The organism is Marinobacterium nitratireducens (genome assembly GCF_014645375.1).
Classification (GTDB): domain Bacteria; phylum Pseudomonadota; class Gammaproteobacteria; order Pseudomonadales; family Balneatricaceae; genus Marinobacterium_A; species Marinobacterium_A nitratireducens.
Map to the genome: position 1 here is coordinate 168,011 of NZ_BMLT01000007.1, position 12,421 is coordinate 180,431.

The following is a 12,421-nucleotide window of genomic DNA, read 5'->3' on the forward strand; positions in this document are numbered from 1 at the left end:
CACCATGAACCGCTGTCATTTTCAGAAGACGACTGCACCAGCTGACTGGGCGGAACGCTCGGTGTGCACATGGCTTCTGACAGTCTACTATCAGGAGTCGCCTGCACGAATTTCCACTATGCTCAATACTCCTGTGCACGACCGGCATCCCGAACACCTCAATGTGTACGTAAACGATCGGTTACGGACACCTATCGAACCGCATGTACTTAAATTAGCCTTTCACTGTTTCGGACACGGCATATATTTAGTACCTCCATTTCGTACAGGTCGACGGTTTCCGAGAGTGTAATGCTCCTTCATCTATGACCGCGTTAGCACGGCTGACCAAAATAGCAGCAACCAGATTCGAGAGGTTGAAGCCGCAGGTTTCTCAGTCAGTCAGCGCCGCGTCGTGACCGAAAGCATCAGCGGTAGCATCGCGGCCAGTGAGCGTCCGCAGTTTGTCTGGTTGCTTGACCGGCTGGAGCCCGGTGATGTGTTTATCGTGACCAAGCTGGACCGACTCGGTCGCAATGCCATGGATGTCTGCAAAACGGTTGAGCGATTGGCCGCCGACGGTATCCGTGTCCACTGTCTGGCGCTCGGTGGGGTCGATCTGACCAGCGCCGCGGGAAAGATCACCATGAGTGTGTTGAGTGCGGTGGCTGAGTTTGAACTCGACTTACTGATCGAGCGAATCCAGGCAGGCATTGCGCCTGCGCAGGCGGAAGATAAGGAGCTGGGCCGCCCGCCGGCGTTAAGCAAAGTGCAGCAGGCCGAAGCCACGCAACGCCATCAGGCTGGCGCATCAGTTGCGCAGGTCGACAGTCCATCATGCTAGTGCGGGACAAACTGGGCAGAGGCAGTGCAGGCGACTCCTGGACGATGGTGCAGTCGTCTTCGGAAAATGACACCTGAGTGTTCGACCCGGTTGCATGGCCGCCAATGCTAGAGGGTAGAGAAAGACAGTACTCTAGCTAATATTCACCTTATAATACAGGCACAAAAAGGCTCCTTGGCTGTACAGACTACTGAAACGGAAACCAATGACATGGCAAATGGCAAAGTCCTCCGACAATTGATCAAGGCAGGTACCGTGGGCGACACGGCAGCCTTTCGTCGGGTATCGGAAGCCATCATAAGCGAGGAGCGTCAGAAGCAGCACCACTTGTTGGCAAACGACCTAGAACAAATTTTGTACTCGGATAGCTCAAAGACATTGAGCCCACGTGATCATCGATTGCTTCCTGAGCCGCCGGTGGACAATGAACGTGGATTTGCACTGCTGGATATCAAACAGTCTCAGCGATCGCTTGAAGAGATGGTGCTGCCCGATGCAAGTGCGTCGGCACTGGAAGAGCTGCTGGAAGAGCATCGACGCAGTGATATTTTGCGAAGCTATGGCATGAGGCCCTCGAACAAGGTGATCTTTTTCGGCCCTCCTGGCTGTGGCAAGACCATGGCCGCCGAAGTGATTGCATTTGAGTTGGATCGTCCGCTAGCAGTGGTGCGTCTGGATGCATTGGTATCTTCATTTCTGGGCGAAACCGCAGCTAACTTACGCAAGGTGTTTGAGTTTATCTCCGAACATTCCTTGGTTGTCTTGTTTGACGAGTTTGATGCTATAGGCAAGGAAAGAAGTGATAGCAGCGAACATGGAGAGCTTCGTCGAGTGGTGAACGCTGTGCTGCAGATGATGGACGCCTACCAAGGCAAAAGCCTCGTCTTGTCCGCCACTAATCACGAGCGGATATTGGACACTGCAATCTGGCGACGTTTTGACGAAGCTATCGAGTTTCCGTTACCAGATGAGAAACAGGTACAAAAACTCCTACAGCTTAAGTTACGAGGTGTACGACGTCATTTCGAGTTGGATGAGCCAGATGTGAGCAAGCTATTCCAGCATCTGAGCGGTGCAGATATTGAGCGTGTGATACGAAGGGCTGTGAAGCGCATGATACTACGCAGCCAAGAATTTCTGACACTGAAAGATCTCACTTTAGCTTACGATAGGGAACATAAACGCATAGCATAACAGGGATGAACATGCCAGAAAGCTATCAGCACCTCAGGATTGAACGTGAACCACTAAGAAACGACCGCAGAACTAAGAAAATCAAACTGCCTAGGCTGGAGCGTGCCAATATGCGTGCCCATGGGCAGCATTTGCTCAGCGGTCTGGATAGAGCAGTTCAGCAAGCGAAGCAGCAAGTCAGCACAGCGACTGAGGGATACGTCCTGAAGCTAAAGTATAGTGGCAACCTCGATTTCACTCACTTGATCAAGCATGGTGTTGAATTTATCAGCCAGGAAGACCGCCAACTGTGTGTTGTCTTCGGTGATGAAAAAGGTTTGGCGACTTTTGCTGAACACCTCCAGCGCCTTGGGTTAGATGATGCCGAGCTGACCTACAAACAGATTCTTGAAGCTCTTGATGGTATAGATAACTGGACATCAGAGGACCGAAAAAGTTGGGCAATTTCACAAAAAGGATTGCCTGCGGAAGGCGCTTTCTCCCTTGATCTCGAACTATGGCCAGTAAAAGTCAGCCATCACCCCGAACGTAGGGTCCTCTACGAAAACTTTGAGCAATGGATGAAAGATTCCGGCATTAAGCAGTTGGACCGTATTAACCGGGATAGTCTGCTAATGTACCGCGTCGAAGTTACACCCACCCAGGCTGAGATGCTGCTGAATCACCGGGACATTCGTTTGGTTGACTTGCCACCAGAGAGCGGTATAAGTCCAGTCTTGCTCATGCGTGATATCAATGAACTTCCGAAACAAATATCGTCTCCAGCCAAATCTGCAGCGCGGGTCTGTATCTTGGACAGCGGTATCAATACCAACCATCCTTTGTTGAAGCCCGCGATCGCCGAGAGTAAAAGTTTTATCCCAGACCAAGACGAGTTCGATGATGTGGGACATGGAACTGCTGTAGCCGGCATCGCGCTTTACGGTGATATCGAAGCCTGTAACGCAGGAAATTATTGGCAGCCTAATCTTTGGATCTACAACGGTAAGGTACTGTTCAAGAATCCGAATGGTGACGATGCGATCTTCCGTGAGGAAACTTTTGAGAAAACAGTCGTCGAAGCCGTTGAATACTTCGTTGAACTCGGCTGCCGGATCTTTAACATGTCGATAGGTAATGCCACCGCACCCTATGATGGCAAGCATATCAGGGGGATAGCGTATATTCTCGACATGCTTGCTCGAGAGCATGATGTGCTTTTCATCGTCTCGGCAGGTAACTTTATGGGCTGTGGTGATCCGCCTGTGCCTTTGAACAGCTGGCGTGATGAATATCCGGATTACTTGATAGATGATGCCAGTGTCATCATTGATCCAGCGCCCGCTCTGAATACATTAACGGTTGGCAGCATTGCGAGGCATGCCGCGACGCTGGATGGCCAGCGATATCCTGAAGAGATAAGTCAGTTAGCGCCAGCTACGGAGGCGCAGCCCTCACCTTTTACTCGGCATGGACCTTCGGTCAGAGGAGCACTGAAGCCTGAGTTAGTGGCTTTGGGTGGCAATTTGGCATCGCCAATGCGCGCTGAAGGCGATGAATGGCGCCCCCATACTCGGGGACTTGGAGTGTTGACTTGCCATCATCAGCCATATGAACGGTCAATCTTCGCGGAGGTAAATGGTACAAGTTTTGCGGCGCCTTACATTACTCATTTAGCTGGACGATTGTTGAACGAGTATCCGGAGGCTTCAGCCAACATGCTGAGGGCGATGCTCGTTAACCATGCGGATCTTTCTGCTGAATCTAGCTCGACTTTCTCAGCAGAGGCTATCAAATCTTATGCAAAAGCAAATAATCACCGAGAGTTGGCTCGTGAAGTCGTGGGGTATGGCCAGGTCGATGAGGATGTTCTATACCGTTCGAGTGAGGAAGCGGTAGTCTTGATGGCTGAAGATGGCATCGAGAACGACAGCCATATATTCTATGAGCTTCCGTTGCCCAAAGAGTTCTTACGTAGTAAACGAGCCTTACGCGAGCTTCGTGTTACATTGGCATATACACCGTCCGTTCGTACAACTCGCTTGGATTACCGCGCCACTAGAATGTCATTTAATCTCATCAAAGGTACTTCTCTTGAAGATGTAGAGCGTCATTTCAATAAAGAGACTCAAGATCAAGAAAAACGCTTGAATGACAGTGTCAAAACAAAGGCCAACCGTGCCATCTCAAGTGAAGTTAGGTCAAAAGGGACCGTGCAGTCATCTATTTGGAGCATGAGACAGCTGTCGCCTCGATATAAGTGGTTCGTGGTCGTTACTCGTCAGGATAATGACTGGGGTAAAGAAATGAGTGCTGAGATAGAGCCCTACGCCCTGGTTGTTACGTTAACAGATCGCGAGAACGAGCAAGCCCAACTTTACACGCAGATTCGTGAGCGTATTCAGGAGCAAGAGCGCATTCGTGCGCGAATCAAATAATGAGGAGAATGAGGAATTCGATTCCAGTTGAAACGCTCTGAGCCCATGATGAATCTTTCACATGTGAAATAAATTAGCCGCCTAGGTTCGAAGATGACCTCGACTATTTTAAGAAGCAGTCTTGGAGACTGCAGTTCGATTTCCAAGACGCTGAGTCGAAGGGAGAGCCAAGGCGGCACAATATTGACCAGCGTGCTATAGCACTTAACCGCGGAGGTTCATAGTCAATCGAACTTTGCGTAAAAGAAGCTATTTACCTTTAATATAAATGACTTATACGCCATATATTTGTTTCGTTAAATCTGTACCATCGTGGTGCTATCGGCTTCTGACATTCCATACAGCCGCCTTCCAAAAATGACCTCTGGGCTCGAAAACCATCCTGTTGTTTTAGGGTATGTCTATAACAAGACGTCGTGATTATTGATTTCTAGATTTAGTAGCACGGTAAAAATGATACGCCATAGTAAGAGCATCCAAACTGATACAGGTGCCCCATAATCGTGTGATTGCTTCCGTCTATATCGAAAGTGCCAGCTACGCACACGCCGACCGTCCTTAGTTACTGCGTCTCCTCGCCGATGCCCGCTCGGGCGACGTGATGCTGCTGGAGAGTATCGATCGCCCGACACTCCTGCCTGGAGCTGAATGGCGGGCGTTGAAAGTAGCGATCGACGTCAAAGGGTTGCGCCTGGCCCTGGATCTGCCAGCCAGTCACCAGGGTATGCGAGACGCGACCGGGGACGAGTTCACATCCCGGAAGCCGTTCATAGATACATGCTATCAATGCAGGAGGCGATGAAGTGGACTAGCGCATTATCGGCCGAGCTTTTCTGCCGTCTTGCCACCAATACCGTAATGCTTTTTCGGTATCTCGTTAATCAGGACTCGCACAGACTCATGGGGGGCGGAAATGGCCTTGTAACATGCCTCGGTCAGTTCTTGAATAAGCGCCTCCTTTTGCTTTTCGCTACGCCCCTCAATCATATTAACCTGTATCACCGGCATATTATGAACTCCTTTTGTGAAGTAGACAGAATCAGTACTGTTTCAAAAACACCGCCTCACTTATTTACGCAGTCACCGAATAAGGCTCTATATCCTGATATCTATCTACAAGTATTCTTTTATTAGATTGTTGAAGTATTGGTCGTTGCTGTAGTTCTTTATGATTTCTTTTGCTGCTGGAATATCAAATGAGGAATTTTTTCTTCTCATTGAAATGTATGATAAATAACTTGCAGCGATTGCATCCTGGAAGGGCTGATGTCCGCATAGATAAATTTTTACTCTATTGTCGATAAGCTCTTCTTCCGGTAAAAGCTCATCTTCGCTGTAGCTAATAATCATTAGCGGGAGGTCGGTAGATGACGAGATGGAATGGAGTACACTTTGGTCTTTCACATTGGTAACACAAATCGCATCTACCCCTGTTGTTGAGTACAGAGCGATTCGCTCGAGCACAGATTCGTCGTCATCACTTTCGAGCACGGAGGTTCTTGCAATGATACCAAACGACAGCGATGTACGAGCCTGGACAGCGGATCTCAATTTTGCCGCATGCTCTTGCGGTTTGACCAGGCTGACGCTTTGTTCCTTGAATTGAAGCGGAAGGGCCGTGTCTTCCAGTGTAACCGCTGTGGCGCCGGCGTGCTCGAGATCGCGCACCAGTCGCATGGCGTTCAAAGCGTTACCGTAGCCACCGTCTCCGTCGACGATGATAGGTAGGGTCGTGGATTGCGTGATTTTCCGCACAAACTCTACGAGTTCTGTCGAGGTTAGCAGGCTCAGGTCTGGTGATCCGAGTAAGGCCATGGAGGCGATTGATCCGCCGACGATACCGAAGTTGAACCCTACGTCCTGAGCTATTCTTGCGGTCATAGGACTGTATACTGAGGCCAGACGTTCTAATTCTAAATTGCTGAGAGTGTTTTTAAATGAGCCTTTGATCATTAGGTAGCGCCTCTCGGTACCGGAACGAATGTCGCTTTTCTTCGATGGGGTCGCGCAGCTCCCAATGAGGGAATTGTTGGTGCTGCGCGAACCGCCTGTGCTTTCGTCTACTTGATAAACTTAAGCTGGCTCGAGATTTTTTCGAGAATCGGGCCCTTCTTCTCGTTGAAGCGTGCCTTATTGGTCTCGAAAATATTATTGCCTTTCGTATCGATGGAGATGATCAAGGGACCGAATTCCCGCACCCGGTTGATCCAAAGGGTCTCGGGCATGCCGAGATCGGTCCACTCGGCACCTTCGATCGCTTCCACTTTGGTTGCTGCTACGACCGCGCAGCCGCCCGGGAAAACGGCATGGACCGCTTTGTTTTCGCGACAGCCGGCGGCTGTTTCCGGCCCCATGCCACCCTTGCCAACAATGAGTTTGACGCCCGTTTCTTCGATGAAATGGCGCTCGAACTTCTCCATGCGCATGCTCGTGGTGGGGCCGATCGATACCATTTCGTAGCTACCGTCGTCCTTTTCACGGACGATGGGACCTGCATGGAAAATGGCGCCGCCCACCAGATCCACGGGAAGCTCTCGGCCTAGTTCGATCAGACGCCGGTGTGCAACGTCACGGCAGGTTACCAGTTGGCCGGTCAGGTACACGATGTCACCAGCCTTCAGGTCTTCTAGATCTTCGTCTTTGATCGGGGTCGTCAGGATCTTTTTCACAGCACTACTCCTTCATGGGACAGGATTTCGTAAGACAGGTCCGGATTGATACGGATCTTGCCCCGTCTGTGTGCCCAGCAGCCGGTCGATACGGCCACACCGATGGTTGAAGGATGGCGAGCGGAGGACTCGATATTCACGCCCATGACGCTGTTGTTGCCGGTGAGTCCCTGAGGCCCGATACCCAGTTCGTTGAGACCGTCGGTCAGCAGCTCTTCCATCAGTGCCGCATTCTCGTTCGGATGGCGCGAGTCGACGGGTCGCAGAATGGCCTTCTTGGACAGGCGCGCGGCTGTTTCGGCGGAGGTTGAGACACCCACCCCGACGAGTAGCGGCGGACAGGCATTGATACCGCGTGAGGTGATCACGTCCAGCACGAACTCGGCGACGCCCTCGTAGCCCTGACCCGGCATCAATACTTTGGATGCGCCCGGCAGGGTGCAGCCGCCGCCAGCCATGTAGACGTCGATGGTTGCAGTGTCTTCTCCGGGCACGATTTCCCAGTCCAGCCAGGGAATTTTCGAGCCCGTATTGGTACCGGTATTTTTCTCGTCGAAGGTCTCGACGGCATTGTGGCGAAGGGGACCTTTACGGGTAGCTTCGAGTGTGGCGTTTTCAAGAATGCCTTCAAGCTCACCCAAGAACGGGAAGTTAGAGCCGGCAGCAATAAAATACTGTATGACCCCAGTGTCCTGGCAACTGGGACGATCCAGCTTGTCGGCCGCGTCCTGGTTTTCGGCCATGACATCGTAAATTTCGATGGCCATCGGGTTGGTTTCTTTTTTACGCAGCTCGGCCTGCTTATTTTTCACGTCCGTTGGCAGTCGCTTACCAATATAGCTGGTAAATTTCGCCATCGTGTCGGTGAGGCTTAGAATCGCTTCTTCTTTATTCAAGGTTCTTTTCCTCTTTTAATGGGTAGCTTTACGTCCGGCGGTTAGAGTTTTAATTCGCCTTAACAACTGTGCTGTAAAGTCGTTTGCAACGATTAATTCCCTTCAGTTATCCAGCCAGTGAAAAGAATGAACCTGTAGCGCCGACTATGTTTGCTATTCTATACGCGAAAATCCCTGTATGATTGAATATAACTCAAATTAGAATTTCCAGTAGGTTTATGATGAGTCAGATTTCTGAGCTGGATTTCTTTGTTACCTTATCGAAAAATCAATCGCTTGCGGCTGCGGCGCGCGATCTTGATGTCACACCGTCAGCGGTGACCAAACGCCTGGCGTTGATGGAAGAACGACTCGGCGTACGACTGGTCAACCGAACGACCCGAAAACTTAGTTTGACAACAGAAGGAGAGGTCTACCTTTCCCATGCGATAACCATCCTGGCGGACATAGAGGAAATGGAGTTGCTCGTCTCCAACAGGAAGGAGACGCCCGGAGGGCTGCTCAGGGTTAATGCCCCGCTAGGCTTTGGTCGTCGTTATTTGGCACCCGTGATTTCAGAATTCATCAAGCTGTATCCCGGTGTCGAGGTTCAGTTGACGCTGACGGACACTCCGGTAAGCCTTCCCGACAAGTCAATAGACGTTGTCATACGCTTGGGCGATATCCCAGACTCGCGTTTGGTCGCTCGGAAAGTTGCCGACAACAGACGGCTGCTTTGCGCAGCGCCTTCCTACCTGACCGTGCACGGTCGGCCTCAACTCCCCCATGACCTTCTAAAGCATAACTGCATTCTTCTACGTCAGAACAATCAGACCTCCAACCTGTGGCGGCTTACCCGTGACGACCGGACCGAGTCGATCAAGGTGCATTCGAAGCTGAGTACCAATGACGGCGAGGTCGCCTTGAAGTGGGCGTTGGACGGCCATGGTATTCTGATGCGTGCGGAATGGGATCTGGCCAAATACGTTCGAAGTGGCCGACTGGAGCTGGTGCTGGAAGATTACGCGACGCCGGCGGCCGATATCTTCGCTGTCTATCTTGAGAAAGCCAACCTTTCGGCGAAGGTATCGGTATTTGTCGATTACCTAAGAGAGTCATTCCTGATTGAAGAGGCGGGCAAGATTAAGTTGGCCATCTGGTGACGGGGCGTCGAAGCAGGTGCCCGAAACAGGGTGCGCTATCGCGGGCACTGCATCGACGTTTGAACTTGTTTAGAAACGACGATCAGACAGCTGAGGCCACGGCCTTGCCAACATCCTCGGTCGTCGCGTTACCCCCCATGTCTGGCGTCCGAGGCCCCTCTGCAAGGACGGTCTCGATGGCTGCCATGATCGCGTTGGCAGCATCGAAGTGACCGAAGTGCTCGAGCATCATCGCGCCGCTCCAGATCTGACCTATAGGGTTGGCGATACCCCTGCCGTAGATATCCGGCGCAGAGCCATGGACGGGCTCAAACAGCGACGGAAAGAGGTTTTCCGGATTCAGATTGGCTGAAGGCGCGATCCCAATGGTACCGGTGCAGGCGGGGCCGAGATCGGACAGGATGTCGCCAAAGAGGTTCGAAGCGACCACGACATCGAACCAGTCCGGATTGCGGACGAAGTGCGCCGTCAGTATGTCGATATGATATTTATCCGTTGCGACATCCGGGTACTGGTCCGCCATGGCCGCGAAGCGCTCATCCCAGAAAGGCATGGAAATCGAAATACCGTTTGATTTTGTCGCTGACGTCACGTGTTTGTTACGTCTGCGGGCGAGCTCAAAGGCATATTTCATAATTCGGTCGGTTCCGCGCCGCGTGAACACACTTTCCTGAAGCACGGTTTCCTGATCGGTGCCATCGAAGATTCTGCCGCCCATGCTGGAGTATTCGCCTTCGCTGTTTTCCCGCACGACGTAGAAGTCGATATCACCGACCTTTCGGTTGGCAAGCGGGGAGGGGACACCCGGCATCAGTTTGACCGGGCGGAGGCAGACATACTGGTCGAATTGGCGCCGGAACTGGATCAGGGAACCCCAGAGAGAGATATGATCGGGTACCTTGTCGGGCCAGCCGACAGCGCCAAAGAAAATGGCGTCGTGATTGCCGATCTGCTGTTTCCAGTCGTCAGGCATCATCTGACGATGCTTCAAGTAATAGTCGCAAGATGCAAACTCGAAATGTTCAAACTCCAAGTCGATATCGAATTTGTTTTTGACTGCATCCAGCACGCGAAGGCCTTCTGGTACGACTTCGTGGCCGATACCATCACCGGGAATAACGGCTATCTTGTGCTTTTTGGTATTGCTATTCATATTCCGAGTTCCTTTAAGATTACGGCGAACACTTTCACCGCAATGTTTTGAGAATCGAGTGGCGCAGGCCACACGCCGGACAGCGAGTGGCCTGAACTCCCGAAATGCTTAGAAGAAAAGGCTCTCCGGCATCCTGATAAGCAGCACTTCCGTCATCAGAAGGTAGAAGCCACCGACGATCACGACTGCGCTGAGCAGATTGACAACGATCTCTTTTTTGCTGGGCCGCTCGAACGTGGCATTGGCTGTCAACGCAATGAAGGCCAACAGACTGGAGACACAGAAGCCGAGGACCGGCAACAGGACAGCCCAGGCGCCTAAGACCACCACAGCCAAAATTCGACGGATATTCGATTCCCTTGGCGCATCGAGCTCGTGACCTTCGACTGACACCTTTTGTCCGCGCGGGAGCCGGAGCTGCTGGAACGCCAGAATTACCGCCAGCACGACCATTATCACGGCGATCGTACCCGGGAACACGGCTCCCATCGCTGACATATCCTGCGTTTCCACGTAAGCCCCGACACCGGTCGCGATAAACAGTGCGGCGAAGCCGATAGCTGCGGAAGAACGGCAACTGGTATTCGCCTGCTTGGCCTCGGTCAGCACATCAATTGCACCCTTCTCCTTGCGGTCCTTACGACGCTTGAGGTGTTCAGCGATGAGTGGGTAGAACAGCGCCAATGCCGCACAGATGATGATGCCCAGGCTGATCGGCCGTCCAAAGAAGGTGTCGAAGATCGCGCCCTGAGCATTGCCGATCAGGTATGTCTGCACAAAGCCCTGTTCCGCGATCTGACCGAGCACCAGTCCCAACACGATGGGAGAGGGCGCAAAGCCGAAGCGGTTCAGGATCCAGGCCGCCACACCGAGAATGCACATCATCAGCGTATCGTGAGCATTGCTATGGATCGCAAAGCTGCCGATGACGGTCAGGAACGCAACCGTGGGGACCAGCAGCGTCTTCGGTGTCTTGGAGATCGACTTGAAGGCATAGCGTCCCAGCAACAGCCCCGCCGGCAGCATCAACAGAGTTGCGATCAGTAGACCATAGATAAAGGTGTAAACGACATCGCCCTGGGCGGTGAAAAGGGTCGGTCCGATCTTGATACCCTGTACCAGCAGCGCGCCGAGAATAATCGCGTCGGGCGGGGTACCGGGAATCCCCAGAACCAGCGTCGGAATAAAGCCGCCGCCAACGGTGGCGTTGTTCGCCGATTCGGTGGCAATCAAGCCGTCAGGTTCCCCTTTGCCAAAACGCTCAGGGTGACGCGATGCCCGGCGGGCTTCGGTATAGGCAACTAGACCAGCGATCGAGCCACCTGCGCCAGGCAGAATGCCTACGATAGTGCCGATGACCGAGCTGCGCAGCATATTGAGTTTTCTGCCCAGCGCAAAACGGAAGGCTTCTCTCAGGTGCGAGCGCTGGTCCACCGATTGCATCGTGATATGCGGGTCCTTGGTGGCAACCAGATCAATCAGCACGGGAATGCAGTAGAGCCCGATGATCGCCGAGGTGATATCGATTCCACCCAGCAGCGCTTGGCTGTCAAAGGTATAACGGATATCACCACCGACAACCGCGACACCGACGACAGACAGCAGCAGACCGATGCAGGCGCCAATCAGCCCCTTGATGGTGTTGCCGACCGACAGCGCCGAAATCAGTGTCAGGCCGAAAATTGCCAACCAGAAGTACTCGGCAGGCCCGAACGCCAGCGCCACTTCCGCCAGAGGCGGGGCAAGCAACAGAAGACTGATGCCGCCGACCAATCCACCGACGACTGAGGCCACCGTTGCCAGGGTGATGGCGAGGGCGCCCTCTCCCCGCTTGGCCATCGGAAAGCCGTCAAAGGTGGTTGCTATGGCGGACGGTGTGCCGGGCGTGTTCACCAGGATGGCGGCAAAGGCACCGCCATAGATCGCTCCGGTATAGATGGCGCCCAGCATTATGAGGCCGGACGCCGGTGCCATCGTATAGGTGAACGGTACCAGTACCGCCACCGCCATGGTTGCAGAGAGGCCCGGCATGGAACCGATGATGGTCCCGGCCACAACGCCGGCAAGCGCCAGCAGCAGGTTGATCGGCGTCAGGGCCTCAAGAAGATACGACAGGAGTTCCATACT

General features: G+C 52.8%; 10 protein-coding genes. 4 read left to right on the forward strand and 6 right to left on the reverse strand.

The window, feature by feature from the left end; translation table 11 throughout:
• The first annotated feature begins 301 nt into the window (after positions 1 to 301).
• The 3 genes from IEX85_RS14830 (at position 302) to IEX85_RS14840 (ending at position 4,434) form a co-directional block, all read left to right on the forward strand.
• Entirely contained in the window at positions 302 to 823 is a 522-nt protein-coding gene (locus IEX85_RS14830) for a recombinase family protein (RefSeq protein ID WP_188861517.1), read from the forward strand.
• 210 nt (positions 824 to 1,033) lie between these two features.
• Positions 1,034 to 2,017, forward strand: a complete 984-nt coding sequence (locus tag IEX85_RS14835) for an AAA family ATPase (protein ID WP_188861389.1) — start codon at positions 1,034 to 1,036, stop codon at positions 2,015 to 2,017.
• A gap of 5 nt (positions 2,018 to 2,022) precedes the next feature.
• Positions 2,023 to 4,434, forward strand: coding sequence for a S8 family peptidase (locus IEX85_RS14840; RefSeq protein WP_229721947.1), 2,412 nt, complete (start codon positions 2,023 to 2,025; stop codon positions 4,432 to 4,434).
• Between the two features lie 816 nt (positions 4,435 to 5,250).
• Here IEX85_RS14840 and thmT read toward each other — a convergent pair.
• The 4 genes from thmT to ttdA form a co-directional block, all read right to left on the reverse strand.
• Positions 5,251 to 5,442: a 2-hydroxymuconate tautomerase gene (thmT, locus tag IEX85_RS14845; protein ID WP_188861390.1), complete on the reverse strand. Its 192-nt coding sequence runs from the start codon at positions 5,440 to 5,442 to the stop codon at positions 5,251 to 5,253.
• A 105-nt stretch (positions 5,443 to 5,547) separates the two neighbouring features.
• Positions 5,548 to 6,387, reverse strand: coding sequence for an isocitrate lyase/PEP mutase family protein (locus IEX85_RS14850; protein ID WP_188861391.1), 840 nt, complete (start codon positions 6,385 to 6,387; stop codon positions 5,548 to 5,550).
• Between the two features lie 107 nt (positions 6,388 to 6,494).
• Positions 6,495 to 7,103: a L(+)-tartrate dehydratase subunit beta gene (gene ttdB / locus IEX85_RS14855; RefSeq protein ID WP_188861392.1), complete on the reverse strand. Its 609-nt coding sequence runs from the start codon at positions 7,101 to 7,103 to the stop codon at positions 6,495 to 6,497.
• On the reverse strand, positions 7,100 to 7,999 hold the full coding sequence (ttdA, locus tag IEX85_RS14860) for a L(+)-tartrate dehydratase subunit alpha (RefSeq protein ID WP_188861393.1): 900 nt from the start codon (positions 7,997 to 7,999) through the stop codon (positions 7,100 to 7,102). The genes ttdB and ttdA overlap by 4 nt, the downstream gene beginning before the upstream one ends.
• Positions 8,000 to 8,220: 221 nt before the next feature.
• Between ttdA and IEX85_RS14865 the strand changes: the two genes are divergently transcribed.
• The gene (locus IEX85_RS14865) at positions 8,221 to 9,141 is read left to right on the forward strand and encodes a LysR family transcriptional regulator (RefSeq protein WP_188861394.1); all 921 of its coding nucleotides are present in this window, start codon (positions 8,221 to 8,223) and stop codon (positions 9,139 to 9,141) included.
• Positions 9,142 to 9,223: 82 nt separating this feature from the next.
• Here the strand turns inward: IEX85_RS14865 and IEX85_RS14870 are convergent, their stop codons facing one another.
• Together IEX85_RS14870 and IEX85_RS14875 are read right to left on the reverse strand one after the other, a co-directional pair.
• Entirely contained in the window at positions 9,224 to 10,294 is a 1,071-nt protein-coding gene (locus tag IEX85_RS14870) for a tartrate dehydrogenase (RefSeq protein ID WP_188861395.1), read from the reverse strand.
• Between the two features lie 108 nt (positions 10,295 to 10,402).
• Positions 10,403 to 12,418 (reverse strand): tripartite tricarboxylate transporter permease, encoded by a 2,016-nt coding sequence (locus IEX85_RS14875; RefSeq protein ID WP_188861396.1) that lies wholly within the window; start codon positions 12,416 to 12,418, stop codon positions 10,403 to 10,405.
• Positions 12,419 to 12,421 lie beyond the last annotated feature (3 nt).

Bases quoted from the DNA above. Each gene is read 5' to 3' on its own strand.
- IEX85_RS14865 (WP_188861394.1), top strand. From the start codon at position 8,221: ATGAGTCAGATTTCTGAGCTGGATTTCTTTGTTACCTTATCGAAAAAT.
- thmT (WP_188861390.1), bottom strand. From the start codon at position 5,442: ATGCCGGTGATACAGGTTAATATGATTGAGGGGCGTAGCGAAAAGCAA.
- IEX85_RS14870 (WP_188861395.1), bottom strand. From the start codon at position 10,294: ATGAATAGCAATACCAAAAAGCACAAGATAGCCGTTATTCCCGGTGAT.
- IEX85_RS14835 (WP_188861389.1), top strand. From the start codon at position 1,034: ATGGCAAATGGCAAAGTCCTCCGACAATTGATCAAGGCAGGTACCGTG.
- IEX85_RS14850 (WP_188861391.1), bottom strand. From the start codon at position 6,387: ATGATCAAAGGCTCATTTAAAAACACTCTCAGCAATTTAGAATTAGAA.
- IEX85_RS14875 (WP_188861396.1), bottom strand. From the start codon at position 12,418: ATGGAACTCCTGTCGTATCTTCTTGAGGCCCTGACGCCGATCAACCTG.
- IEX85_RS14840 (WP_229721947.1), top strand. From the start codon at position 2,023: ATGAACATGCCAGAAAGCTATCAGCACCTCAGGATTGAACGTGAACCA.